At 69.0% G+C, this 25,438-nt stretch carries 23 protein-coding genes; 10 read left to right on the top strand and 13 right to left on the bottom strand.

The features are described from left to right. Positions 1-99 precede the first annotated feature (99 nt). Entirely contained in the window at positions 100-1,263 is a 1,164-nt protein-coding gene (locus tag ABZS29_RS13640) for an acyl-CoA dehydrogenase family protein (protein WP_355461639.1), read from the bottom strand. Between the two features lie 133 nt (positions 1,264-1,396). Here ABZS29_RS13640 and ABZS29_RS13635 point away from each other — a divergent pair, with 133 nt between their 5' ends. After that, complete coding sequence (locus ABZS29_RS13635; RefSeq protein WP_355461637.1) at positions 1,397-2,734, top strand: UDP-glucose/GDP-mannose dehydrogenase family protein; 1,338 nt, start codon at positions 1,397-1,399, stop codon at positions 2,732-2,734. A gap of 343 nt (positions 2,735-3,077) precedes the next feature. Here the strand turns inward: ABZS29_RS13635 and ABZS29_RS13630 are convergent, their stop codons facing one another. The 3 genes from ABZS29_RS13630 to ABZS29_RS13620 form a co-directional block, all read right to left on the bottom strand. After that, entirely contained in the window at positions 3,078-4,295 is a 1,218-nt protein-coding gene (locus ABZS29_RS13630) for an MFS transporter (protein WP_355461635.1), read from the bottom strand. Positions 4,296-4,370: 75 nt separating this feature from the next. After that, entirely contained in the window at positions 4,371-4,856 is a 486-nt protein-coding gene (gene purE, locus ABZS29_RS13625; protein WP_355463170.1) for a 5-(carboxyamino)imidazole ribonucleotide mutase, read from the bottom strand. Between the two features lie 24 nt (positions 4,857-4,880). Then, positions 4,881-6,053, bottom strand: a complete 1,173-nt coding sequence (locus ABZS29_RS13620) for a 5-(carboxyamino)imidazole ribonucleotide synthase (RefSeq protein ID WP_355461633.1) — start codon at positions 6,051-6,053, stop codon at positions 4,881-4,883. 142 nt (positions 6,054-6,195) lie between these two features. Here ABZS29_RS13620 and ABZS29_RS13615 point away from each other — a divergent pair, with 142 nt between their 5' ends. Both ABZS29_RS13615 and ABZS29_RS13610 read left to right on the top strand, forming a co-directional pair. After that, positions 6,196-6,753 (top strand): GtrA family protein, encoded by a 558-nt coding sequence (locus ABZS29_RS13615; protein ID WP_355461631.1) that lies wholly within the window; start codon positions 6,196-6,198, stop codon positions 6,751-6,753. 103 nt (positions 6,754-6,856) lie between these two features. Next, positions 6,857-7,066: a hypothetical protein gene (locus ABZS29_RS13610; RefSeq protein WP_355461630.1), complete on the top strand. Its 210-nt coding sequence runs from the start codon at positions 6,857-6,859 to the stop codon at positions 7,064-7,066. A 40-nt stretch (positions 7,067-7,106) separates the two neighbouring features. On the opposite strand, the gene ABZS29_RS13605 is transcribed toward ABZS29_RS13610, so the two are convergent. Beyond that, a complete protein-coding gene (locus ABZS29_RS13605) occupies positions 7,107-7,709 on the bottom strand; it encodes a PH domain-containing protein (RefSeq protein WP_355461628.1) in 603 nt (200 codons plus the stop codon). Between the two features lie 112 nt (positions 7,710-7,821). Here ABZS29_RS13605 and ABZS29_RS13600 point away from each other — a divergent pair, with 112 nt between their 5' ends. The 3 genes from ABZS29_RS13600 (at position 7,822) to ABZS29_RS13590 (ending at position 13,097) form a co-directional block, all read left to right on the top strand. Next, positions 7,822-9,216: an OFA family MFS transporter gene (locus ABZS29_RS13600; protein WP_355461626.1), complete on the top strand. Its 1,395-nt coding sequence runs from the start codon at positions 7,822-7,824 to the stop codon at positions 9,214-9,216. 231 nt (positions 9,217-9,447) lie between these two features. Further along, positions 9,448-11,712: an alpha-N-acetylglucosaminidase gene (locus ABZS29_RS13595; protein ID WP_355461625.1), complete on the top strand. Its 2,265-nt coding sequence runs from the start codon at positions 9,448-9,450 to the stop codon at positions 11,710-11,712. Next, entirely contained in the window at positions 11,712-13,097 is a 1,386-nt protein-coding gene (locus ABZS29_RS13590) for a hypothetical protein (protein WP_355461623.1), read from the top strand. Before ABZS29_RS13595 ends, ABZS29_RS13590 begins: the two co-directional genes overlap by 1 nt. Before the next feature lie 10 nt (positions 13,098-13,107). Here the strand turns inward: ABZS29_RS13590 and ABZS29_RS13585 are convergent, their stop codons facing one another. From ABZS29_RS13585 to ABZS29_RS13575, 3 genes are all read right to left on the bottom strand, one after another. Then, complete coding sequence (locus ABZS29_RS13585) at positions 13,108-13,908, bottom strand: biotin--[acetyl-CoA-carboxylase] ligase (RefSeq protein WP_355461621.1); 801 nt, start codon at positions 13,906-13,908, stop codon at positions 13,108-13,110. After that, positions 13,908-16,535 carry a phosphoenolpyruvate carboxylase gene (locus ABZS29_RS13580; protein WP_355461619.1) on the bottom strand — a complete coding sequence of 876 codons (2,628 nt, stop codon included), beginning with the start codon at positions 16,533-16,535 and terminating at the stop codon, positions 13,908-13,910. Before ABZS29_RS13580 ends, ABZS29_RS13585 begins: the two co-directional genes overlap by 1 nt. Positions 16,536-16,635: 100 nt before the next feature. Then, positions 16,636-17,262, bottom strand: coding sequence for a TetR/AcrR family transcriptional regulator (locus ABZS29_RS13575; RefSeq protein ID WP_355461617.1), 627 nt, complete (start codon positions 17,260-17,262; stop codon positions 16,636-16,638). 64 nt (positions 17,263-17,326) lie between these two features. Between ABZS29_RS13575 and ABZS29_RS13570 the strand changes: the two genes are divergently transcribed. The 3 genes from ABZS29_RS13570 (at position 17,327) to ABZS29_RS13560 (ending at position 19,667) form a co-directional block, all read left to right on the top strand. Next, positions 17,327-17,797, top strand: coding sequence for an SCP2 sterol-binding domain-containing protein (locus tag ABZS29_RS13570; protein WP_355461615.1), 471 nt, complete (start codon positions 17,327-17,329; stop codon positions 17,795-17,797). Positions 17,798-17,868: 71 nt separating this feature from the next. Beyond that, positions 17,869-19,458: an acyl-CoA carboxylase subunit beta gene (locus ABZS29_RS13565; RefSeq protein WP_355461614.1), complete on the top strand. Its 1,590-nt coding sequence runs from the start codon at positions 17,869-17,871 to the stop codon at positions 19,456-19,458. After that, positions 19,458-19,667, top strand: coding sequence for an acyl-CoA carboxylase subunit epsilon (locus tag ABZS29_RS13560; protein ID WP_355463168.1), 210 nt, complete (start codon positions 19,458-19,460; stop codon positions 19,665-19,667). The genes ABZS29_RS13565 and ABZS29_RS13560 overlap by 1 nt, the downstream gene beginning before the upstream one ends. Here the strand turns inward: ABZS29_RS13560 and ABZS29_RS13555 are convergent. Further along, positions 19,653-20,222, bottom strand: coding sequence for an alpha/beta hydrolase (locus ABZS29_RS13555; protein ID WP_355461612.1), 570 nt, complete (start codon positions 20,220-20,222; stop codon positions 19,653-19,655). The two genes, ABZS29_RS13560 and ABZS29_RS13555, sit on opposite strands and share 15 nt — an antisense overlap. Before the next feature lie 26 nt (positions 20,223-20,248). On the opposite strand from ABZS29_RS13555, the gene ABZS29_RS13550 reads away from it, so the two are divergent. After that, on the top strand, positions 20,249-20,605 hold the full coding sequence (locus ABZS29_RS13550; RefSeq protein ID WP_355461610.1) for a hypothetical protein: 357 nt from the start codon (positions 20,249-20,251) through the stop codon (positions 20,603-20,605). A 1-nt stretch (position 20,606) separates the two neighbouring features. On the opposite strand, the gene ABZS29_RS13545 is transcribed toward ABZS29_RS13550, so the two are convergent. Genes ABZS29_RS13545 through ABZS29_RS13530 form a run of 4 tightly spaced genes read right to left on the bottom strand, consistent with a single transcriptional unit; the run spans position 20,607 to position 25,326 of the window. Then, a complete protein-coding gene (locus ABZS29_RS13545) occupies positions 20,607-22,085 on the bottom strand; it encodes a hypothetical protein (protein WP_355461608.1) in 1,479 nt (492 codons plus the stop codon). Continuing rightward, entirely contained in the window at positions 22,078-23,259 is a 1,182-nt protein-coding gene (locus tag ABZS29_RS13540) for a Maf family nucleotide pyrophosphatase (RefSeq protein ID WP_355461606.1), read from the bottom strand. Before ABZS29_RS13540 ends, ABZS29_RS13545 begins: the two co-directional genes overlap by 8 nt. 5 nt (positions 23,260-23,264) lie before the next feature. Continuing rightward, positions 23,265-24,950 (bottom strand): DUF885 domain-containing protein, encoded by a 1,686-nt coding sequence (locus tag ABZS29_RS13535; protein ID WP_355461604.1) that lies wholly within the window; start codon positions 24,948-24,950, stop codon positions 23,265-23,267. A gap of 10 nt (positions 24,951-24,960) precedes the next feature. Beyond that, positions 24,961-25,326, bottom strand: a complete 366-nt coding sequence (locus ABZS29_RS13530; RefSeq protein WP_355461602.1) for an MmcQ/YjbR family DNA-binding protein — start codon at positions 25,324-25,326, stop codon at positions 24,961-24,963. Positions 25,327-25,438: the final 112 nt, after the last annotated feature.

Genomic DNA, 25,438 nt, shown 5'->3' with positions numbered 1-25,438 from the left:
CACCCACCACCTGTTGCCGCGGCTGGGCGGTGGGTGTGACTACGTTGCGTGCCGCGCCGGAGGCGCCAAAGGAACTGTCGGCGCCGGAGGCGGTGTCCTTTAGACCAGGCCCTTGAGGAGCTGGCGGGCCATGACGATGCGCTGGACCTGGTTGGTGCCTTCGTAGATCTGCGTGATCTTGGCGTCGCGCATCATGCGCTCGACTGGGTAGTCGTGGGTGTAGCCGTAGCCGCCGAGGAGTTGTACGGCGTCGGTGGTGACGGCCATGGCTACGTCGGAGGCGAAGCACTTGGCGGCGGCGCCGAAGTAGGTGAGGTTGGCGTCACCGCGCTCGGACTTGGCGGCGGCGGCGTACGTGAGCTGGCGGGCGGCTTCGATCTTCATGCCCATGTCGGCGAGCATGAATTGCAGGCCCTGGAACTCGGCGATCGCCTTGCCGAACTGCTTGCGCTCCTGGACGTAGCCGAGCGCGTAGTCGAGCGCGCCCTGGGCGATGCCGAGGGCCTGCGCTGCGATCGTCACGCGGGTGTGGTCCAGCGTGGCCATCGCCGTACCGAAGCCGGTGCCGGGGTCGCCGATCAGGCGCGAGACGGGGATCCGGACGTTGTCGAGGTAGACCTCGCGCGTCGGTGAGCCCTTGATGCCGAGCTTCTTCTCGGGGGCGCCGAACGACACACCCTCGTCGGACTTCTCGACGACGAAGGCTGAGATCCCGCGCGACCGCGCGTCCGGGTCGGTGACCGCGAAGACGGTGTAGTACTCGCTCTCGCCGGCGTTGGTGATCCAGCGCTTCACGCCGTTCAGTACGTAGTGGTCGCCGTCGAGCACCGCGCGGGTCTTCATCGACGCGGCGTCCGAACCGGCCTCGGGCTCGGACAGGCAGTACGAGAACATCGCGTCACCGGCGGCCACCGGCGGCAGGTAGGCCTGCTTGACCTCCTCCGAGCCGGACAGCAGCAGCGGCAGCGAGCCGAGCTTGTTGACGGCCGGGATCAGTGAGCTCGAGGCGCAGGCCCGGGCGACCTCCTCGATCACGATCACGGTCGCGAGTGCATCCGCCCCGGCGCCGCCGTACTGCTCGGGGATGTGCGGGGCGTGGAAGTCCGAGGCCTTGAGCGCGTCGTACGACGCCTTCGGGAACTCGGCCAGCTCGTCCACGTCACCGGCGTTCGGCGCGACCTTGGCGTCGCAGACGTCGCGGACCGCCTCCCGGATCGCCTCGTGCTCCTCGGACAGCGCGTACAGGTCGAATGAGTTACTCACGAGTTCACAGTACGACGGACAGCGCCGTACCGGGAGTTGCCGGACGCCGAAAGTGATCAACCCCGCACGGTCCGAGAGCCGCCGGACATGAGCCGGTCACCGGTTGCTAACCGGGATGGGTAGAGTCCCGGACATGAGTGAAGCGACCTCCCGCCCGCTGCGGATCGCCGTGATCGGCACCAACTACCTCGGCGCGAACACCGCGGCCGGGATGGCCGAGTTCGGTTTCGACGTGATCGGGGTCGAGATCGACGAGCACCGGCTGAAGCTGCTCAACGACGGCAAGGCGCCGCTGTACGAGCCCGGCCTCGACCCGCTGCTGAAGAAGCACGTCGACTCCGGCCGGCTGCGGTTCACCAAGGACTACACCGAGATCGCCGACTGGGCCGACGTGCACTTCATCTGCGTCGGCACCCCGCAGATCGACGGCAGCGACGCCGCTGACCTCACCCAGGTCAACTCGGTCATCTCGATGCTCGCGCCGCTGCTCACCCGGCCGACGCTGGTGGTCGGCCGCTCCACGGTTCCGGTCGGTACGTCGAAGATGGTCGAGCGGCGGTTCCACACCGAGTCCCCGGCCGGTACGGCGGTGGAGATCGCGTGGCAGCCCGAGTTCCTCCGCGAGGCGCACGGCGTCGACGACACGCTGCACCCGGACCGCCTGGTCTTCGGGGTGCAGTCCGAGGCCGCCGAGGCGCGGCTTCGCGAGGTCTTCGCGACCCCGATCAGCGAAGGTACGCCGGTCGTCGTCTGCAACCTGCCGACCGCCGAACTGGTCAAGGGCGGCGCGAACGCCTTCCTGGCCACCAAGATCTCGTTCATCAACGCCCTCGCTGAGATGGCCGACGCGACCGGCGCCGACGTCACGCAACTGGCCGACGCGCTCGGCTACGACAAGCGGATCGGCCGCGGCATGCTCTACGCCGGCCCCGGGTACGGCGGCGGCTGCCTCCCGAAGGACCTGCGCGCCTTCATGCACCGCGCCGGCGAGCTCGGCGTCGAAGAGGTCATCACCCTGCTCCGCGAGGTCGACGACATCAACCAGCGCCGCCGCGCCGGCCTGGTCGACATCACCCACGAGATGCTCGGCGGCGTCTGGATGGGCAAGAACGTCACCGTCCTCGGCGCCGCCTTCAAAGCCGGCACTGACGACGTCCGCGACTCCCCCGCCCTCGACGTAGCCGGCCGCATCTCCCTCCACGGCGCCACGGTGACCGTCTACGACCCCGAAGCCATGGACAACGCCCGCCGAGTCCGCCCGACACTCCGGTACGCCGAGTCCGCCGCCGAAGCCTGCGTCGGCGCGCACGCCGTACTGCACCTGACGGAGTGGCCCGAGTTCCGCGAGCTCGACCCCGCCGCGCTGCGTGGTGCTGTGGAGTCGCCGGTCATCATCGACGCCCGCCTCCTGCTCGACGCCGCCGCCTGGCGAGCCGCCGGCTGGACCTACCGAGCCCCCGGCAAGCCGTAGGTTCTCGCCCCATTTGCTAGGCCCACCCACAAGGTTGTGGGTGGGCTAGCCGCACGCAGTTGGCCCACCCACAACCCAATGGGTCAGCCCACCAAATAGTCAGCACGGGCCGGCTGCTACCCGCCCACCTCAGCCGCACCTGCGCCCACCACAGCTGATGGTCAGCCAGCCACCGCACCTCAGCCAGACCTACCCCACCCCGCGCCCAAAGACACGCGTACCCACTTTTGGGCACGAAGCCGGACCTTGGGCACCCACCAACCATCCACACCCCGGCGGAATGGTTGGTGGGTGCACAAAGCTGCGCGTACGACGAGTGCAGCACGGCAGCGTACGGCGGGGGTCAGGAGACGGTGGCGGTGCGGATTACTCGGCGGGTCAACGCCGTGGCGCCGATGAGGGCTACGGCGACGCCGATGCCGAAGCAGACGCCGGTGATGCCTACGGACTGGTCGGAGATCCAGCCGAGCAATGGGTTCATGACGACGAGCGCGAGGCTCTGGCAGAGGACTATGACGGACTGCAGCCGGGACTGGTAGCCGCGGTCTACCGAGTTCATCAGGAGCGGCAGGACGTGGCCGGTGAAGGCGCCTACGCCGATGCCGCTGACTATGGCGGCGGCGATGGTCAGGGGGATCGAGTCGACCTGCGAGAGGCCGATGTAGCCGAGGGAGGCGCCGAAGAGGCCGAGCATGGCTACGACGCCGGGGCGCTGGAAGGCGCCGCGGATGAGGATGCGGACCGAGATGACGCCGACGCCGAGGCTGCGGGTGGCGATGACGAGACCGGCGGTTTTGGCGTCCCACTCGTGGTGGCGGGCGAGCAGTGGGAGGACGAGGGAGTCCATCGGCATCAAGAGGCCGGCGGCGAGCGTCATGGTGATCAGCAGGGCTCGGGTGAGCGGCTTGCCGAAGGCGATCCGGAGTCCTTCGGCGATCGACTTGAAGATGCCGGCCTGGTTCGGTGGCGCCGGGGCGGTGGTGGTTCGCAGCACCAGCAGTACGACGATCATGATCGCGAAGGTGATCGCGTCGAAGGCGGCGGCCGCGGTCAGGCCGGACCACGTGACCAGGATGCCGCCGACCGCCGTACCGGTGACTGCGAAGACGACACCGGTGACCTGGAAGCTGGCGAGTGCACGCGGGACCTGCTGCGGCGGGACGAGCAGGCGCGGCATGGCGCGCGACGACGGCAGGAAGAACGCGTCGATCACACCGACCACCAGGGCAATGCAGATGAGCAGTCCGATCGGTTCGCCGATCGCAAGCGTCGCCGGGACCAGTGCCGCCGTCAGCACGAACATCGCCGTACAGCTGATCAGGAGCACACGTGGCGCGCCGAAGCGGTCGCCGACGGCGCCGCCGACCAGCAGCAGCGCAGCACGCGGCGCGGCAGCGAGCAGCAGGATCAGACCGGCCACACTGCCGCCGTGCTTACTGGCCGACCAGCCGATCGCGAAAGTGATCGTCAGGTCGCCGAGGAGTGAGACGGCAGCACCGAACAGCCAGATCCAGTACCGGACCGGGATGCGCTGTGTGTCCGAATCAGTGGGCGGAGTCACGATCGACGACCTTAGACGACAACGGGTGGGATCTTGACGACTACCCCGCGCAGCCGGTGAAAAACCGGCTGCCGGTCATGATTTACGCAGGCCTGCCGCGCCGTCACGCACGGTAGCGCCCTTCCCGCGAGCCATCTCGGCCAGCGACTCCTGGAACGCGATCACCTTGTCCCGCAGCTTCTCGTCCGCGGCCGCGAGGATCCGCACCGCGAGCAGCCCGGCGTTCTTGGCGTTGCCGATCGAGACCGTCGCCACCGGAATCCCGGCCGGCATCTGCACGATCGACAGCAGCGAATCCATCCCGTCGAGGTACTTCAAAGGTACCGGTACGCCGATCACCGGCAGCGGCGTCACCGACGCCAGCATGCCCGGCAGGTGCGCGGCCCCGCCGGCGCCCGCGATCAGCACCTTGAGCCCCCGCTCGTGTGCTGACCGTCCGTAGTCGATCATCTCGGTCGGCATCCGGTGCGCGGAGATCACATCTGCCTCAAAGGGCACGTCGAACTCGACACACACCTCGGCCGCCGCCTGCATCGTCGGCCAGTCCGAGTCCGACCCCATCACAATCCCGATCACAGCAAGTTCCTATTCGTCGATCGTGCCGGTCAGATACGCCGCCGCGTGCCGCGCGCGCTCCCGAGTCTCCTCCAGCGAGTCCCCGTACGCCGTCACATGGCCGACCTTGCGCCCCGGCTTCACGGACTTCCCGTAGAAGTGCACCTTCAGCCCCGGATCGCGCGCCATGCAGTGCAGCAACCCGCGGTGCATGTCCTCGACATCGCCGCCGAGCACGTTCACCATCACCGTGTACGGCGCACGCGCAGCGGGCGATCCCAGCGGCAGATCCAGAACCGCGCGGAGGTGGTTCTCGAACTGCGAGGTGACCGCGCCGTCGATCGACCAGTGGCCGGTGTTGTGCGGTCGCATCGCGAGCTCGTTGACCAGCAGCCGCCCGTCCCGAGCCTCGAACATCTCGACCGCGAGGATGCCGACCACGCCGAGCTCACCGGCGATCCGCAGCGCGGTCTGCTGAGCCTGGGCCGCGCGATCGGCCGAGAGCCCGGGCGCAGGCGCAGTGACCTCGACGCAGATCCCATCGCGCTGGACGGACTCGACGATCGGATATGCGACCGCCTGCCCGTGCGGTGAGCGCGCCACGATCGCGGACAGTTCGCGGACGAAGTCGACCTTCTCCTCGGCCAGAATCGGTACGCCGCTGCCGAAGGCGGTCGCGATCGCCTCGTCATCGGGCCCGTCGACGAACCAGACGCCCTTGCCGTCGTACCCGCCGCGGGTGGTCTTCAGGATGATCGGGAACCCGCCGACCCGCTTGGCGAAGTCCGCGACCTCGGCCGCCGACTCCACCACCTGGTGAGCCGGCGACGGCGCGTCGAAGCTGTCCAGCCGGCTCCGCATGACCGCCTTGTCCTGCGCGTGCACAAGCGCGTCCGGCCCGGGGAAAACTTTTACGTTCTCAGCCTCGAGGGTCCGCAGCAGCTCGGTCGGCACGTGCTCGTGGTCGAACGTGACCACGTCGCACTCCGCGGCGAACCGCCGTACCGTCTCGAGGTCCTTGTAGTCGCCGACCGGCGCGTCCGCCACCGCCTGCGCAGCGGAAACCGTGGGTCCCTCTGCCAGCACGCGGAGCTGGACGCCGAGCGCGATCGCGGTCTCCTGCGTCATCCGGGCCAGCTGCCCGCCGCCGACCATGCCGACCACGGGGGTGCCGACCGGCAGCTCATCTCGCGAAAACTTCACGAACCGGAGCCTAATGTCCACGGATCGCCCTCCGTACGGCGGCCACCGGGGCACGCTGGCGATTTCGGTCGGGGACATGTCGCCGGGTACCGTGGTAGAGCCCCCCGCGTTGCGGCTCGATCACAGAAAGTGCCTCAGACCGTTGAAGCTCGTCACCAAGTTGTACCGCCAGGTCGAGCACCTGGTGCACGAAGTGGCCAAGTTCGGTCTGGTCGGTCTGCTCGGTCTGATCGTCGACCTGCCGATCTACAACTGGCTGGTCTTCGACAACCCGCTGGTGCTCGCCGACTCCGGCGAGGGCATGCTGCACCACAAGCCGCTGACCGCAAAGCTGATCTCGACCACGGTCGCCACCGTCGCGACGTACTTCGGGAACCGGCACTGGACCTGGCGGCACCGCGAGCGCAGCGGCCTGCAGCGTGAGTACGTGCTGTTCTTCGTGCTCAACGGCATCGGCCTGCTGATCGCCGCCGGCTGCCTGGCCTTCTCCCGCTACGTGCTCGACCTGCACACCTGGCTGTCCGACAACATCGCGGCCAACTTCGTCGGCCTCGGCCTCGGCACCCTCTTCCGGTTCTGGTCCTACCGCAAGTTCGTCTTCAAGGAAGAGATCCTGCTCGACGAGATCGAGCACCCGCACACCCCGGTCACCACCGTTGACCTCGACCCCGACACCGGCGACGTGCCGGTTGTCCGGTAGTAGTCAACTACCACTACTGGCCACACCTTTCGCTTGTCCGGGGCCGGGCGACCGCGAATGCTCTGGAGCATCCGAAGTTCGCCCCAGCGGAAGGAACCCGCAGATGCGTAAGCACGCTGTGCGAGCCCTGACCATCGTCGCCGCAGGCGCAGCCCTCACGGGCATCGCGCTCCCGGCCTTTGCCTGGACCCACGTCGGCACCTACCCCACGCAGTACAAGTGCATCGATGCCGGCCAGACCTACCAGCGTGAAGGCTGGGACTACAGCTGCCGGACCCGCCCGGCGGGTGACTGGCTGCTCTTCATCCAGTGAGACAAGGCGCCGCTCCCCACAGTCGGGGGGCGGCGCCTTCTCAACGGTCGGAGCTGAAGATCGTGCCGCCGTCGTCGGGGTCGATCGGCTTCGGCTGGCGACGCTGATGCTCGGGCGGCTGCTCGTCGTCCAGGATGCCGTCGCCGGGACGCCCTTCGGGGCCGCCGAAGAGCAGGTCGGACATCTGCAGGTGCACGTGCTCGACATGCGGTACGTCGGGCAGTACGACCTGACCGCGCTCGCCGGCGGACTCGATGTGGAGCGTGCCGCAGCCGAGGATGCGGTCCATCAGACCGTGCTCGTAGGAGACGTCGTTGATCCGCATCAGCGGGATGTCCCGGCCGGTCCGGGTGAGGATGCCGTGCCGGGTGATCAGGCGCCGGTTCGTCAGCGTGTAGGTGGAGAAGAACCAGTTCAGGAACGGCTTGGCCGCGAACGCCACCAGCAGCACCACACCGACCGCCAGGATCGCGATCCGGGCCGGGGTCTGCAGGTTCCCGGTCGGCACGATCGCGGCGAGGAAGCCACCGCCGCCGGCCACGAGCAGAAGCAGGAACACCGGGAAGATCAGTGCCTTCCAGTGCGTCCGGGTGCTGACGACGACGTACTCGTCCTCGCCCAACAGTTTCGCCGAGATCGCCATGGGCCCAGTCTCACAGTTCGCGGGGCCGGTTGTCCTCTCCGACCGACACGATCGCGCAGAGAAGGTAATACAACTCTTCACAAAATGCATACAACTCCAGCAGGATGCGCTCATGAGCATCTTGTCGGTCCTCGACCGGGAGCACACGGTCGCGCCCGCGGGATACAGCCGCTGGCTGATCCCCCCGGCCGCCCTCGCCGTCCATCTGTGTATCGGCCAGGCGTACGCCACCAGCGTCTACAAGACCTCGCTGGTCAAGCACTTCGACGCCAGTCTGACCTCGGTCGGCGTGGTCTTCAGCATCGCGATCGTGATGCTGGGCCTGTCCGCCGCGATCGGCGGGACCTGGGTCGAGCGCAGCGGTCCACGCAAGGCGATGTTCGTGTCGGCCTGTTTCTGGGCCACGGGCTTCCTGGTCGGTGCCCTGGGCATCGGTACCGGCCAGCTCTGGCTGCTCTACCTCGGGTACGGCGTGATCGGCGGTATCGGACTGGGCATCGGCTACATCTCCCCTGTCTCGACGCTGATCAAGTGGTTCCCGGACCGGCCGGGTCTGGCCACCGGGCTGGCCATCATGGGCTTCGGCGGCGGTGCGCTGGTCGCCAGCCCGCTGTCGCGCCAACTGCTCGGCCTGTACGACTCCGGCTACGACCCGAACAACAGCAAGTCGGTGGCTGACGGGCACGCGCTGGTCGCACTGTTCCTCACGCTCGGCCTCGGCTACTTCGTGATCATGATGTTCGGCGTCTTCAACATCCGCGTTCCCGCCGAGGGCTGGAAGCCGGCCGGCTTCGACCCGTCGACGGTCGAGCGCAAGGCGCTTGTCACGACCTCGAACGTCTCCGCGGCGAACGCGATCCGCACTCCGCAGTTCTGGCTGCTCTGGCTGGTTTTGGCCTGTAACGTCACCGCCGGCATCGGCATCCTCGAGCAGGCCAGCCCGATGATCCAGGACTTCTTCCGCGGCGCCGGCGGCACCTCTACCGTCGCAGTGGCCGCAGCCTCCGGCTTCGTCGGCCTGCTCTCGATCTTCAACATGGCCGGTCGCTTCGGCTGGTCCAGTACGTCGGACGTGATCGGCCGCAAACCGATCTACGCGCTGTACCTCGGCGTCGGCATCATCGCTTACTTGCTACTGGCAACCATCGGCCACACCAGTACGGCGGTCTTCGTGCTGCTCGCCGCCGTCATCATCTCGTTCTACGGCGGCGGGTTCGCGACCGTCCCGGCGTACCTGCGGGATCTCTTCGGCACGTACCAGGTCGGCGCGATCCACGGCCGGCTGCTGACCGCGTGGTCGGTTGCCGGCGTGGTCGGTCCGCTGATCATCAACGGCTTCCTCGACCGCGAGGGCAAGCCGGGAACGCTGACCGCGACGGCCTATCGCCCGGCGCTGTTCACGATGGTGGGGATTCTCGCGCTCGGCTTCGTCGCGAACCTGCTGATCCGGCCCGTCGCCGCGAAATTCCACGAGCCGTCCGAACCCACTGTGGAGGCCTCCCGATGAACCAGACCCCGCGCCTGGTGATCTCCTGGCTGCTCGTCGCCGTCCTGCTCGGCTACGGCATCATCCAGACCCTGATCACGGCGGCGAAACTCTTCACCAGCTAGAGGTACGTTCCGCCGAGGTATTCGACCGTCGTCGAATGACGTCAAGACGGCGTCGCCGAGAAGTCAAGATGGGCGCGGACACTGCACTGACCACGTGCTACCCCGCCCCATCTCCTCGGAGGGACTCATGACCTCTGTCACCCGCCGTACCTTCGTCGGCGGCGCCATGGCTGCCGCGATGGCCGCCGGTCCGGTCGGCCGCGCGGTCGCGGCGCCGGGTGCTGTCGCGGCAGCGGCAGCGCCGCCGCCCAACCTCGCAGCGGTCCGTGCGGCGATCCAGCGCCGTACCGGACTGGACCCGAGCAGGTTCGTCCTGAGCACCCTCGCTCCGGCAGCCGGTGAGGTCGATGCGTTCCAGATCAGCCGCAGCGGCGACCAGGTCGGCATCGCAGGGAGCAGCACGGTCGCGATGATGTCCGGGTTCAACTGGTGGCTCAAGTACGTCGCACGCGACCACATCTCGGCGAACGGCGACCAGCTGCAGCATGTCTCGACCCTGCCTGCCCCGGCCGCGCCGATCCGGATGAGCACCGAGCTGGCCGAGCGGTACGCCTACAACTTCACCTTCTTCGGCTACACCAGCCCGTACTGGCAGTGGCCCGAATGGGAACGGGAACTGGACTTCCTCGCGCTGAACGGCACCAATCGCGCGCTGGCGCTGATCGGTCAGGAGATCGTCTGGTACGACACGTTCCGCGACTTCGGCCTGAGCGAGCTCGAGGTCCGGCAGTGGATCTCGATGCCGGCGCACCAGCCCTGGCAGTGGTACGGCGAGACCACCGGCTACGACCTGGACGCGTCGGGGTACAGCGGACCGGTCTCGATCGAGTTCCTGCACGAACGCCGGGATCTCGGGCAGCGGATCGTGGCACGGATGCGGGAGCTGGGCATCACTCCGGTGTTCCCGGCGTTCGTCGGCCACGTGCCGGACGAGGTGTTCGCGGCACGCCATCCGGACACCCACATCCCGGCGCAGAAGGACTATGCGGGGCATCCGCGGCCCTACTGGCTGGACACCACCGAGGCGCTCTACCCGGAGGTGGCGCGCCGGTTCTACCAGGCCCAGGCGACGCATTTCGGCACCACCACGCACTACTCGAACGACCTCTTCCACGAGGTCGGCGACGACCTGCCGGACTACCTGGACGGCGCCGACCTGGGCGCCGCGGCCGTGGCGGTCCAGGACGCTCTGGAGGCGGCCTCGCCCGGTGCGATCTGGCTGATCCAGGGCTGGCAGTCCAATCCCCGGCTGGACATCCTGAACGCGGTCGACGAGAACCGCGTCATCGTCCTGGACCTGGACTCCGACGACGACCGCAAGTGGGAGGACACCGAGGCGTACTGGGGAGTGCCCTGGTGCTGGGGCAGCATCCAGAACTTCGGTGGCCGGCTGGGCATGTTCGGCAACCTCGGCGAGCCCGGCCAGACGTTCCCGCGGGTCCGCACCCGGGCCGACCGTCGCCGGCTGGTCGGCTGCGCCTGGGTTCAGGAGGGCCTGCACCAGAACCCGATCGTGCCTGATCTGCTCGGCGAGATGATGTGGCGCCGGACGGCGGTCGACCTGTCGACCTGGGTCCGAGACTTCGCCGTCCGCCGGTACGGCGTCGCCGATGCCAAGGCGATCGAGGCGTGGGACATCCTGCGTCGTACGGCGTACTCGTACGTCTCGACCAACCACACCACCGGCGAAGGGCCGTTCGAGTCCGCGTTCCAGGCGATGCCCGACCTGGACCTGGGCAGCGTGTCGATGTTCGGGCCGGACGAGTTCCGCTATCTGCCGGAAGAGTTCGAACCCGTACTGCCCGCACTGCTCGCGGTGGCACCGGCGCTGCGGAGCACAGCGACGTACAAGTACGACATCGTCGATGTCACGCGGCAGGTGCTGGCCAACCGGGGCAGGCTGCTGCTGGACAAGATCCGTGCGGCGTACGAGGCGAAGAACGGGACGGAGCTGGCCAGGCACAGCAGGCGCTTCCTCACCACGATCGACCAGACCGAGCGAATCCTGGGCACCCATCCGCAGTGGATGCTCGGGCCCTGGCTGGAGCAGGCCAAGGCGTGGGGAACCACGGCGGAGGAGAAGCAGCTGCTGGAGTGGAACGCCCGCTCGATGATCACGATCTGGACCGAGGAGGCCTTCCCCACCTTGCGCGAGTACGCGAACCGCGAGTGGCACGGTCTGCTCAGCGGGTACTACAAGCCGCGCTGGCAGCGGTTCCTCACCGATCTGCCCGCGACCATGGCGAGCGGCCGGCAGCCCGAGTACGGCGACTGGCTCGCGCGGGGCGACGCCTGGAGTCAGCAGACCGAGGTGCATCGCACCACGCCGGCCGCCGACCCGTACACCGTCGCTGCCCAGATCGCCTCCGAGCTGGCCGCGGACCCGCTCTGATGAGCCTCTTCCGAAAGACCGCGGCGACCTTGTCGGTCGCGGTGAACACGCTGAACCTGACGCCGAAGCATCCGCCGTGGCCGAGCCTGTGGATGGGTGGGTACGGCTGGAACCCGCGCGGCGGCGACGGCACCTACGCCCGCAAGCTCCGCGCCCACTGCCTGGTGCTGGACGACGGTGGATCGCCGAACGTGCTGCTGCGGATCGACGTGGTCAGCATTCCCCGCGACGTCCACCTCGAGCTGCGCCGCCGGATCGTGGTGGTCGAGAAACTGGTCGCCGACTCGGACTTCCTGATCGCGTGCAGCCACACCCACGGCGGTCCGATGATCGGGTCCACGCACCCGCACCCGAACGTGCTGATGAACCTGCAGCCCGCCGACATCAGTGCGGTCGACGGGTCGACGTCACTGTTCGTCGACCTGATGGTCGACCTGGCCAAACGCACCGTCCAGGCGCCGAAGGTCCCGGCCACCCTGCACTACGCCGAGGGCTCGGTGCGGATCGGGCACAACCGGACCGAGGAGTCGGACGCCGTGGTCCCGGACGTACCGGTGCTGCTGGTGCGGAACGCGACCACGACCGAGCCGGTCGCGGTGCTGTTCGGCTATGCGTGCCATCCGGTGTGCCGCGGGAACGACACGATCTTCGACTCCGACTATGTCGGGGTGGTGATCGAGTCGATCGAGCGCCGGCTCGGCCTGCCGGCGCTCTTCTTCCAAGGACCGGCCGGGGACATCAATCCGAATCCCGGCGGGCCGCTGGTGGTCGGCGAGAAACTCGCGGACGCCGTCGTCGCCGTACTGGCCCGGAACGAGTTCACGACGGTGACCGGTCCGATCCGGACCACGCTGACCGAGATCCAGCTGCCGTTCGCGGCCGATACCGGCGACAGCGCCGTACTGGCGCAGCTCAAGCGCACCTTCGAGAGTCGGCTGGACGGCCATCTCGGCCAGGCCGAGGTCCGGCACGCGCGACTGATGCTGGAGCAGATCCGGACCGGCACGCTGCCCCGGTCCATTCCGATGCCGATTCAGTGCTGGAAGCTCGGTGGGCTGACCATCCTCGCGCTGTCGCACGAGGTGCTCTCCGGATACCAGCAGCTGATCAAGGACGTCGCCGCTCGGCTGGGGACGGGGAAGCTGTGGGTCATGGCGTACGCCAACGAAACACAGTGCTACGTCCCGACCGACGTGACAGCCTGGCAGCCCGGCTACGAGTCGAGCTGGCAGGAGGGAGATCGGCTCACCGCGGGCTACGGGTCGAGCATGCTGGCCTACAGCTGGCCGTCGCCGCTCAAATCCTCACCCGAGGGCAAAGTGCCGGCCGACCCCGGCAGCACTCAGGCCATCGTGCTGGCCGCCTGCGAAGCCCTCCTTCGCTGACCCCAGTTGTTCAGTCTCTGGTTCGCAGGTGCGTGACGTCACCTGCGGCCAGAGCCTGCTCGCCCAGTGGGGTGTCAACGATCAACCGACCGTCGTCGGCCAGATCACGCGCAGTGCCTTCCAGGAAAGTCCCGTCCGGCAACTCCACCCGGACAGCGCGGCCGAGCGTTGCCGACATCTCCCGGTACTCCGGGAGCAGCGCGCGAGGGTCGTCCAGCCAAGCTCGGTAGCGAGTCTCGAGCTCACGCAGGACAGCGGCGGCGACGGTGACCCGATCGGTCGTGGCAGCGTTCTCGAGCGCCAGCGAGGTCGCTGCGGGATGCGGCTTCTCGGACTCGCGCAGGGTCACGTTCAGGCCGATGCCGATCACCACGGCCGGGCCTTCGATCCGCTCCAGCAGGATGCCGGCCAGCTTGCGGTCGTCGACCAGGACGTCGTTCGGCCACTTCACCTGAGCCGGGACTTCGGCTACCCGTCGGACTGCTGCAGCTACCGCGAGCGGCACCAGCAGACCGAGCCACGGCCACTGCGCTGGGTCGACGGCCGATGGACGCAGCAGCGCGGACATCAGCAACGCCGACCGCGGCGGGGTGGTCCAGGTGCGTCCCAACCGTCCCCGGCCCGCCGACTGGAACTCGGTGAACACCACCAAGCCCTCGGCGGCGCCATCAGCCGCAGCCTTGGCCACGTCTGCGTTGGTCGACGGCGTGTCAGCCAGGACGTCGATCTTCGTCCACAGCGAGCCGGGACGCACCAGCCGCCCACTCAGATAGCGAGCGTCCAATGGCGGCCGTTCCAAATCGTCGAACATCAGCCGGTGTTCTGCAGGCCGGCCGCGACACCCGAGACGGTCAGCAACAACAGCCGTCGAGTCCGGACGATCTGCTCCTCGGTCAAGGAGTCGTCGGTGCGCAGCGTGCGCAAGGCACGCAACTGCAGGTAGCTGAGCGCGTCGACGTACGGGTTGCGCAGCTCGACCGCGCGGCCCAGCACACGGCGTCCGGCGAGCAGACGCTCCTGGTTGAGCACCTTGAGCACCCACTCGGTGGTCAGGGCGTGCTCGTCCAGCATCAGCTGGGTCAGGTCGGACCGGTCGCCCAGCTCCAGGTAGCGGCCGAGGATGCGGCGATCCGTCTTCGCCAGCGACATCTCGGCGTTCTCCAGCATCACCTGGAAGAGCGGCCAGTTCTGGTTCGCATCCTGCAGCAGTGCGACGTCGCCGACCGCTGCCAGCGCCGAGCCGAGCCCGTACCAGCCCGGTGCGTTGGCCCGCGCCTGCGACCACGAGAACACCCACGGGATCGCGCGCAGGTCCTCGAGGGACGAGACGGAGACGCCACGGCGAGCCGGGCGCGATCCCAGCGGTAGCTGCCCGAGCTCCTCCAGCGGAGTCACCCGGCCGAACCACTCCGCGAAGCCATCCGCCTTCACCAGCCGGTGGTACGCCGTCCGCGCCGCCTCGTCCAGGGTCTTCTCCATGACCGCGAACCGCTCGGCCGCGGCGACCGCTCGCTCCTCGATCGCCGGAGTGGAGGCCAGCAGCGTTGCCGCGGTCACCTGCTCGATGTGCCGCTGGGCGATCGGTGCATTGCCGTAGCGAGCCGGGATCGCCTCGCCCTGCTCAGTGAGCTTGAAGCGACCGGCCACCGAACCGGGGGCCTGTGCCAGCACCGCACGGTTCGCCGGGCCGCCGCCACGGCCGAGCGCACCGCCACGACCGTGGAACAGGGTCAGCCGGATCGCGTTGCGCTGCGCCCACGCCGTGATGCGCGCCTGAGCGTCGTACAGGGCGAGGGTGGCCGAGACCGGGCCGACGTCCTTGGCGGAGTCGGAGTAGCCGAGCATGACCTCGAACCGGCGGTCGTTCGCCGTGAGGCGGTGCCGGACCCGGGTGAGTTGGATGGCGTTGTCGAGCACCTCGACCGAGTTCTGCAGGTCCTCACCGGTCTCGAACAGCGGTACGACGTCGAGCTCGATCGGGCGGCCGTCGAGCGCCGCGTCGGCGAGCTCGTAGACCGCTGCGAGATCACCAGCGTTCCGCGTGAACGAAACGACGTACCGGCGGCAGGCCTCGGGGCCGAAGCGCTGCTGGATCTGCCCGATCACGCGCAGCGTGGCCAGGACCTCTTCGGTCTGGTCGGACAGCTCACCGCCGCCGAGCACTTCCTCCAGCGCCTTGGCGTGCACCGAGGAGTGCTGGCGGACCTCGAGCTCGGCCAGGTGGAAGCCGAACGAGTTCACCTGCCAGATCAGCTGCTGGAGATCGCCGTACGCCTGGCGGGGCGCGCCTGCGCTCACCAGGGAGTCCTGCAGGACCTTGAGCTCGTGGAGGAAGTCAGCAGCGCGCGGGTAGCCGAAGTCGGCGTCGCGGGAGCGCGTAGCGGCCAGCCGGCGCGCTGCGAGCAGCAGGAGCTGCCGGTGCGGCTCGGAGGGCGACCTACTCTCGATGTCCGCGATGAGCTCGGGGTTGACCGCGCGGGCGTCCTCGAGGATTCGCCGTACCGGCGCGGACGGCGGCGTGGTGGCCGCGTCGAGCGTCAGGGCCCGGCCGAGCTGGTCGGTCGCCCGCTCAAGCGCCCGCAGCACGTGGTCAGCCTGGATCTGCATCGCTTCGCGAGTGATCGCCGCGGTGACGTTCGGGTTGCCGTCGCGGTCGCCGCCGATCCACGAGCCGAGGCGGACGAACGGCGCCACCACGGGCTGCCGCAGACCGGCGCCCTCGCCGGCCAGCGCGTCGTCGAGCCGGCGGTAGACGTTGCCGACGACATCGAAGAGGGTCTCCTCGAAGACGGCCATCGCCGAGCGCACCTCGTCGAGCGGCGACGGACGGCTCTCGCGCAGCTGAGCGGTTCGCCAGAGGATGTCGACCTGCTCGACCAGGCGGCGCCGGTTCTCGGCCAGCTCGCTGTCGCCGGCCCGCGGGTCGTGCCGCTCCTCGAGCAGCCCGGAGATCCGCCGGATCGTCGCCAGTACGGCGCGCCGCCGTGCCTCGGTCGGGTGCGCGGTCAGCACCGGGCGGAACTCCAGCCCGGTCAGCAACGCCCGCGCCTGCTGCTCGCCGCTGTCACGGGAGATCTGCTCGACCGCCTGGGCCAGCTCCGACGTGACCAGCGCGTTGTCGGTCCGGTCGCGCTCGCGCAGTACGCGGGCGCGGTGCAGCTCCTCGCTCAGGTTCGTCAGGTGGAAGTAGCAGCTGAACGCGCGGGCGACGTCCTCGGCGCGCTCGTGCGGCCAGGAGGCCACCAGTTGCTCGGCCGCCTCGCCGTCGCCGGCGATGGTGAGCTCACGCAGCTTCTCGACGTCGTTGAGCAGCGGCTGACCGGCGTACTCGACGAGGACTTTGCCGAGGATCTCACCCAGCAGACGAACGTCGGCCCGAAGCTCTTCGGGCACCTCGAACCGCGCGCGGGTACGGGTCTCACTACCGGTGTCGGTCACGTTCGCCCACCCTACTGGGCGCGCCCAGTCAATGCCTCGCGAAGTCCGCCTACTGGATGCCGATCGTGACCGTAATTGACGCTACTTGACAGTACGTCACTCAGACGTTGCCGAAACCGCCGCCGACGACCTGGGAAACCACCTTGGCCAGCTCGGCCGGGGTCCGCTCGGTGCCGTCGACAACGAGCATCCGGGCGCAGGCCTCGGTCATCGAGGCGAGAAGTTCGGCGAGCACCGGCAGGTTGGCGTCCGGGGCGGTGACGCCGGGCAGCGACTTCAACAGGGTCAGCCGCAGTCCTTCGACCAAAAACGCTCGGGCGGCCCGGACGCGGTCGGCCACCACGGGAGCAGCGCCGTACTGGGCTCCGAAGACGATGCGCCAGGACTGCGGGTTCGCGGCGGCGGTAGTGAGGAAGGCGGTCAGGCCGTCGAGCACGTGCTCCTCGGGGGTGCCGACGGTCGGGTCGGCCGGCAGCGCAGCCATGATCGAGAGGACCAGGTGCTGCTCCTCCCGGGCCAGCAGCGCGAGCAGCAGCTCGTCGCGATTGGCGAAGGAGTCGTAGACGACCGGCTTGGTCACGCCGGCCGCGTCCGCGACCGACTGCATCGTGGTGCCGGCGAAGCCGTTGGCGGAGAAGACCTCGAGCGCCGCGTCCAGCAACATCGGCCGCCGTCGCTCCGGCCCGAGGTGCGCCGCCCGCCGGCGTTTCTCGGAGGGCTCGACCACTTGACAAAGCTACCAGATCGGGCGACATTCCTACGGTCCGGTAGGAACTGCCGCGGGAGTGGTCGTGACCGATCGAGGTGGTGCCGGCTGGTTGGACGCCGACGGGCTCGCAGGGCTGGACGCGAGCGAGCTGGCCCGGCTGGTCGACCGGACATCGGAGCGGGAGCTTCGGCATCGACTCATCGGGGGAGTACGAGAGATCGCGTTGCGCGAGATCTTTCGGCGGATGCCGGAGTACCTCCGGCCTGCCCGTGCGGCCGGGTTCGACGCCGTCGTCGCCTGGCACATCACGGGAGCGGGCGGTCCCGAAGACTCCGACGCCTTCTGGATCCGGGTCAGCGACGGCCGCTGTGAACTCATCGACGGCGAAGCCGAGCCCGACATCTCCATCCGCACCGACCCGGCCACGCTGCTCCGCGTCGTCACCGGCAACGAGGACCCCGTCAACGCCGTACTGAAACAGCGGCTGTCGGTCCGCGGCGACCTCGCTCTCGCCGCCCGCCTCACCAAAATCTTCGCCGTCGGCCCGGTGTGATCCAGAACCCGCGCCGCGCTGCGGCAGACATCACAGGCAGCGCCGCCTACTGACGCGTAGGCTGCCCTGTCATGGGAGAGACGGTGAACATCCACACCACCGCGGGCAAGATCGCGGACCTCGAGCAGCGCCTGGACGACGCGGTGCACGCCGGGTCCGAGCGCGCGGTGGAGAAGCAGCACGCCCGCGGCAAGAAGACCGCCCGGGAGCGGATCGCGCTGCTGCTCGACGAGGGGTCGTTCGCCGAGCTCGACGAGTTCGCGCGGCACCGCTCGACCAGCTTCGGCCTCGAGGCCAACCGCCCGTACGGCGACGGCGTGGTGACCGGTTACGGCACCATCGACGGCCGTCAGGTCTGCGTCTTCGCCCAGGACTTCACCGTCTTCGGCGGCAGCCTCGGTGAGGTCTTCGGCGAGAAGATCGTCAAGGTGATGGACCTGGCGATGAAGATCGGCTGCCCGCTGATCGGCATCAACGACTCCGGCGGCGCCCGGATCCAGGAGGGCGTGGTCAGCCTCGGCCTGTACGGCGAGATCTTCCGCCGCAACGTCCGGGCCTCCGGCGTGATCCCGCAGATCTCGCTGATCATGGGCCCGTGCGCGGGCGGCGCGGTCTACTCCCCCGCGGTCACCGACTTCACCGTCATGGTCGACGAGTCGTCGTACATGTTCATCACCGGCCCGGACGTGATCAAGACCGTCACCGGCGAGGACGTCTCCCAGGAGGAGCTCGGCGGCGCCCGGACGCACAACACCAAGTCCGGTAACGCGCACTACCTCGGCAGCGACGAGGAGGACGCGATCGAGTGGGTGAAGTCGCTCGTCGCCCACCTCCCGCAGAACAACCTCGAGGACCCGCCCGCGTACGACGCCCCGGCCGACCTCGAACCGGACGAGACCGATCTCGCGCTCGACACGCTGATCCCGGACTCCCCGAACCAGCCGTACGACATGCACACGGTGATCGAGTCGGTCGTCGACGACGGCGACTTCCTCGAGGTACAGACGCTGTTCGCGCCGAACATCATCGTCGGCTTCGGCCGGGTCGAGGGCCGCCCGGTCGGCGTCGTCGCGAACCAGCCGATGCAGTTCGCCGGCACCCTCGACATCGACGCCTCCGAGAAGGCCGCGCGCTTCGTCCGCACCTGCGACGCGTTCAACCTGCCGATCCTCACCTTCGTCGACGTACCGGGCTTCCTGCCCGGCACCGACCAGGAGTGGAACGGCATCATCCGCCGCGGCGCCAAGCTGATCTACGCGTACGCCGAGGCGACCGTACCGATGATCACCGTGATCACCCGCAAGGCCTACGGCGGCGCGTACGACGTGATGGGGTCCAAGCACCTCGGCGCCGACATCAACCTGGCCTGGCCGACCGCGCAGATCGCCGTGATGGGCGCCCAGGGCGCGGTCAACATCCTCTACCGCCGTGAAATGGCTGCAGCCGCCGAGGCCGGTGAAGATACAGAGGCCCGCCGCCAGGAGCTGATCACCGACTACGAGGACAAGCTCGCCAACCCGTACGTCGCCGCCGAGCGCGGCTACATCGACGCGGTCGTCAAGCCGAGCGAGACCCGCGCCGAGATCGTCCGCGGCCTCCGCCTGCTGCGCACCAAGCGCGACACCCTCCCGCCCAAGAAGCACGGCAACATCCCGCTGTGATCGGAGACCCCTCGATGAACCTGCAGATCCTGAAGGGCGACCCGACCCCCGAGGAACTCGCCGCCCTGGTAGCAGTCCTCGCCGCCCGCCCCAGCTCCCCGGCCCCCCGCGAGACCGAGCGCGCGAGCAACTGGGCGACGTACTGGCGCAACGCCCGCCAGCCCTTCCACCCCGGCCCCGGCCAATGGCGGGCCTCAGCTCACCCCTGACCGCCAGACGACGTTATCCAGAAAGTCCTCCGCCGCGGTTGCCACCTGACCGAGCACCGCGGTCGAGGCGGCCAGCGGACCCGGTACGTACATGCCGTGGTCAGCGCCGTCGATCTCCAGGACGTGCGGAGTGAGCTCTCGCGCCAGGTCCGGCTTCCACAGGGAGTCGGCCGTGCCGCCCACCAGCAGGAACGGCGCGGTCGAGCGGCGCAGGGCGCTGACGACCCAGTCGCTGGTCAGCACCGGCGTCAGCCAGATCGCGGGCAGCTCGAGCTCGGCAGCGAGGGCGGCTGCGTGGGTTCCGAGCGACTTGCCGATGAGCAGGGTGTTCAGCGGCTCGGCCGAGCGAAGTGAGGGCACCGCACGGTCGAGCTGGTCCAGCACCCACGGCCCGCGCTCCTCGGGCGTGAGGGTGAGCAGACGATCGGGATCGTCCCACTGCACGGGCGTCAGGGTGGCGTCGCGCCGCTCGGCAGCGTCGGCACAGAACATCGGCAGGGGCGCGAACGGCCCGAACTGACCGCCGGGCAGGATGATCGCCTCACGTGAACTCATTCGCCCACACTGGCACAATCGCCTGTATGGCCAAGTACGAGGTCAACACCCCGGCGGTCGAGTTCGCGCGGAAGCTGATCGACTCCCGGCAGTACGTGCTGGACAGTGACTGGGGCGCCGTGCAGCCGCATGCGGACGCGCAGAACGCCTTCCTGGACAAGCATTCGTGGGCCGAGTACGCCGCCTGGCACCTCGGTCTCACCGACGGCGCGAACGACGAGACCAAGGCCCGCTACGCCTTCGTGTACGGCGATTTCCGCCGCATCCACCGCTCCGGTCTGATCGCCTGCGTCTACCGCGCCTCCGAGTGGCGCCACAAACAGGTGGAGCTGGCCGCGCACGACCTTCTTCAGCGCCTGGACGCCAAAGCCGGCATCAAGTGAACTAGTCGTCGGCGGGGCCGAGCTTGGACTCGTCGAACCACAAACTTGCCGGCACCCGTCGCTGCAGTTCGGCCAGTACGTCGTCCGCGCCGCGGAACAGGTCTGTGTCCACCGGCATCGCGCAGCCGTTGACGCCGTACACGATCGTCGGGCTTTCGTCGGTGCCGCGCTGGACACCGGCGATCGAGTCCCAACGGACCTCGTGGATGCCGTCTTCGTCGCGCAGCACCAGGCCGTCGGCGGTCTGCACCCATTGCATCCCCCGAGCTTCCTTGAAGAACGCGCGAGCGAACAGCGGCGGCTTGAACACCTTGCCGGCCGGCAGTTCCGTGAGGACCGGGCACGGCGGTGTGAGCCCGAAGCCGGACTCCTGCCAGACGCCGCTCGTGTCGTCAAAGGTGTAGCCGATCGCCGTCGGCAGCGCCGCCGTGAGCACGGCCGCGATGTCCTGCGGGCTGACCTTCCGAAGGGCATCCACGTCGACAGGATCAAGGGTGGGCAGGCCGAACAACGCACCGATCGCGTTATTGCGCTCGGCCTGCAGCTGCTCCGGCTCGGCCTCCATCCGCTCCAGCCACCGATCGATCTGGAAGCTGAGCTCGGACTCGGTCGGGCCGTGCGCGGCCAGGTCGCGCAGTGCCTCGACGACAATGCGAGCGACCGCTTCCTCGCTGCCGTCCCGGGCCTCGGCGTACACGACGTAGTCCCCCGAGCCGTCCGGGCGAATCATCAGGTCGCCGCCGACCACGTAGCTGTGGCCGCCCACATGGCGGCACTGCTCCTCGATCCGCTCCCCCAGGACATACATCGTCAGGGCTGATCGCCGGGCCGAATCATCCATCGGCAGCGTCACGGCGAGACCGGCCGCCGGGATGCCGCCCTCGATCACCGCAGGTCCGTCGAAAACGCGCCGCGGAAAGTCAGGCCGCGCCGGAGCCGGACCGGGATCCAGCGGCAATCGGAGGTTCTCCGGAAGCGGCCCGGTCACCTCCAGTACGGCGTTCGACGCGACGAACCACCGGCGCGCGAAGGCAACCACGTGATCGCCGGTGAGGCCGTCGTACCCGGGTCCTTCGAGCCAGAGCAGACCAGGTCCCTGGGCGCCGTGCAGCGCGTACATCAGGTACGCGACCACCGGATGCGCGGCTTGGCCGTCCTCGGCCGCGAGGATGCCGGCCTCGAGCGCGAGGCGGTCGACCGGCGGAGCCGTCAGACTGCGGCAGAGTTGCTCGAGGAACTCCCCGACGCGAGCCGGCGAACCGGAGGCCGTGAACGACGTCGTCATCGCGTCGACCTCGGCGTTGATCTCGATCGGGATCCGGCGGACGGTTCCCATCACGAGATGTTCCAGGGCGTGCGCGACCCCGATCGTCCGCAGCGTCTCGTCCCGGGCGCCGACCGCGAACGTCAGCGTGATCTCGGTGTGCTTCTGGTTGCCGGGCCGATGCAGCACCCGGACGCCATCGACGTACTCAGGCACGACGGAATCTGACCAGCGGATACACCGGAACCCCGCCGGACGGATAGCTCGGTCCCGGGAAGCTGGTAGCGCCGTCGAGGACCAGCCCATGTACGGCGGCCTCGGTCACCAGGCGGGAGAGTGCGTCCTGGGCTCGCGTCGTGTTGGGCTCGCGGCCCTCGGCGTAGCGAGTGGCTTCGTTTTTGTCCGTCGTGGTGAGGAAGACGCCACCGGGCCGGAGGATGCGGGCGACCTCGGCGAGGATCGGGGCGCTGTCGTCGACGAGGTGCAGGAGCCAGATCGCGACCACAGCATCGGTACGCCGGTCTGTGACGGGGAGCCGGGTCGCGTCGGCGGCGGCGACGTGGCCGGGCAGCCGGATCTTGGCGTGCTGCAGCATCGCCGTCGAGAGGTCGAAGCCGTGCACAAGATTGCCTTGAGCAACCAGCTCGGCGCCGACGATGCCGGTGCCGACGGCCAGCTCCAGCACGCGGTGGGAACCCTCGGGGAGCAACGACTGGACGGCGCGGGCGGCAGCTTGGGCACGCTCGACACCGCCGCGGGTGTCGTCGTACCGCGCGGCCTCGGACTCGTTGTAGTCAACGCGTTTCTTCGGCGGGGCCCAGAGCGACGGCCAGGCGATACCGACCTGGGCGAGCATCGTGCGCAGCAACGGCAGCGAGAGGCCGACGACGTTGTGGTAGTCGCCTTCGATCCCGGTGACGAAGGGGCCGCCGATGCCGTCGACGGTGAACGAGCCGGCGACGACGAGCGGTTCGCCGGTGGCGACGTACGCGTCGATCTCGTCGTCGGTCAGGTCGGCGAAGTACACCTTGGTGGAGGCCAGCTCGCGCAGCTCGGTCTTCGAGTTGGTGTCGAACAGGCAGTGCCCGGTGTGCAGTACGCCGGACTTCCCGCGCATGGCGCGCCACCGCTCGCGGGCGACCTCCGGCGTACCGGGTTTGCCGTAGGCGACGCCGTCGATCTCGAGCACCGAGTCGCAGCCGAGCACGGTCGCGTGGTCGTCGAGCTCGGAGACCACGGCCCGAGCCTTCAACGCGGCAAGCAGCCGGGCCAGCTCGCCGGGGCTCTCCGCGGTGACATTGTCCTCGTCGACGCCGGAGACGATCACCTCCGGCTCGACCCCCGCGTTCCGCAAGGTCTGGAGGCGCGCCGGCGACTGCGACGCGAGCACGAACCTCACAGCTTGGCCAGCGCTCGACGCAGCGGGTCGAGACCGATCGACCCGAGGTTCAGCGCGTCGGAGTGGAACTGCCGCAGGTCGAACGCGGATCCCTTGCGCTGCTTGGCCTCTTCACGCGCCTGCAGCCAGAACCGCTCCCCCACCTTGTACGACGGCGCCTGGCCCGGCCACCCGAGGTACCGGTTGAGCTCCGACTTGAGGAACTCGGTCTCCAGCCCGCTGTGCGCCCGCAGAAACTCGAAGCCGAGCTCGGCGTTCCAGCGCTCGCCCGGCCGCCAGCCGAACGGGTTGTGGCGCGGGACCTCGAGCTCGAGGTGCATGCCGATGTCCACGATCACCCGCGCGGCCCGGAAGCCCTGCGCGTCGAGCATGCCGAAGCGTGCGGCCGGATCGTCCAGGTAGCCGAGCTCCGCCATTAGGCGCTCGGCGTACAGGGCCCAGCCCTCGCCGTGACCCGAGACCCAGCAGGCGATCCGCTGCCAGCGGTTCAGCAGGTCGGTGCGCAGGATCGTCTGCGCGACCTGGAGGTGATGGCCCGGCACACCTTCGTGGTAGACGGTGGTGACCTCGCGCCAGGTGGCGAAGTCTTCGACACCGTCCGGGACGGCCCACCACATCCGGCCCGGCCGGGTGGTCAGGTCCTCGCTCGGCTGGGTGTAGTAGATCGCCCCGTCCGAGGTCGGCGCGATCCGGCACTCCAGGGTGCGGATCGACTCCGGGATGTCGAAGTGCTTGCCGGCCAGCTCACCGACCGCCTTGTCCGACAGCTCCTGCATCCAGTCCCGGAACGCTTCCTTGCCGTGGATCTTGCGAGCCGGGTCGGCGTCCAGCAGTGCGGCCGTCGCCTGGATGTTGCGGTCGCCGCCGTTCAGGTCGGCGGCGATCGCGGACATCTCGCCCTCGATCCGGGCCAGCTCCTGCCAGCCCCAGGCGTAGGTCTCGTCGAGATCGATGGTCGCGCCGAGGAAGTTGCGGGAGGCAAGCTGATAGACCTCACGACCGCAGGCGTCCCGCTCGGTCGCCTTGGGCGCCACCTCGGCGGTCAGCCAGGAGCCGAACTCGGCGAACGCCCGCCGCGCCGCGTCTGCGGCGGCCGTCACGCTCGGTTTGACCGCGCTGTCGGGGGCCTGAGCGGCCAGTCCGCCGAAGACGTCGTCCCCGGCCGGATTCGTCCAGGCGGCGATCCGGTCGGCGAGGTCCTGCACCTGCCGGCGCGCCGACACGCGACCCTGACCGGCCTGGTCGAGCAACGTCTCGCGGTAGCCGTCGAGCGCCGTACCGACCTGGTTGAGCCGGATCGCGATCCGCTCCCAGTCGTCGTCGCTCGCGGTCGGCATCAGGTCGAAGACCACCCGCAGGTTCGCGGGGACCGAGGAGATCGCGTTCAGCTGGTGCTGCGGGACACCGGCCTGATAGGTCTCCTGCTCGAGGCCGAGCCGCTCGACGAAGGCGTCCTTGGCGACCTCCTCGCGCGGAGTCGCCGGCTCGATCGCGGCGGCCGCCGTCAGCGTCCGCCGGGTCAGCTCGAGCACGGCCTCGAATCCGGCCGGACTGTAGTCCGGAAGTTCGTGGTCATGGCCCTCGACGCCGAGGAACGTGGCCTCGGTCGGATTGAGGGCGATGTACTCCTCGAGGTAGCTCTCGGAGAGCCTGTCGATCGGGCTGTCGGTCGCGTCTGTCACCTGCCCGACCCTACCTCGGGCGAGGACTCCGATCCTGCCGATTTCCCTCCACCGGGTGGAGTTCCGGCGGCGCGACCTGCCGCCAGGAATCCAGCAGGATGTCCCGCAGTTCATCGGCGCCCTCGAGCGCGGCGAGCCGAGCCCGGACCCAGTTCGACCCGGCCTCGTGGCGCGGTACCCAGAACTTGTCCGGCTCGGCCAGGATCAGCTCGTCCCGCTCCAGCCGGGGACAGCGCACCGCGAACGACGTCTGGTCGTCCGGCACCGTCACGAACATCCGGCCGGCGACATCGAACGTCGGGTGTCCCCACCGCTGCTTCTCCCGGGTCTGGGGGAAGGACAGGGCGATACGGCGGACCTCGTCGGCGTCGAGCACGGTAACACCTTCTCAAACGTCGGGACCGGCGTACGACCGGATCCGGCCAGCGGCTTCGACGCCGATGGAAACCGTTGATAGGTGCTCGGCGCGACCCCACTGTAAGCACTAC

Origin of the sequence: Kribbella sp. NPDC005582, assembly GCF_040605415.1 — a bacterium.
Lineage (GTDB): Bacteria > Actinomycetota > Actinomycetes > Propionibacteriales > Kribbellaceae > Kribbella.
The sequence above is the reverse complement of the archived record's forward strand: the minus strand, read 5'-3'. Positions and strand labels throughout refer to the sequence as shown.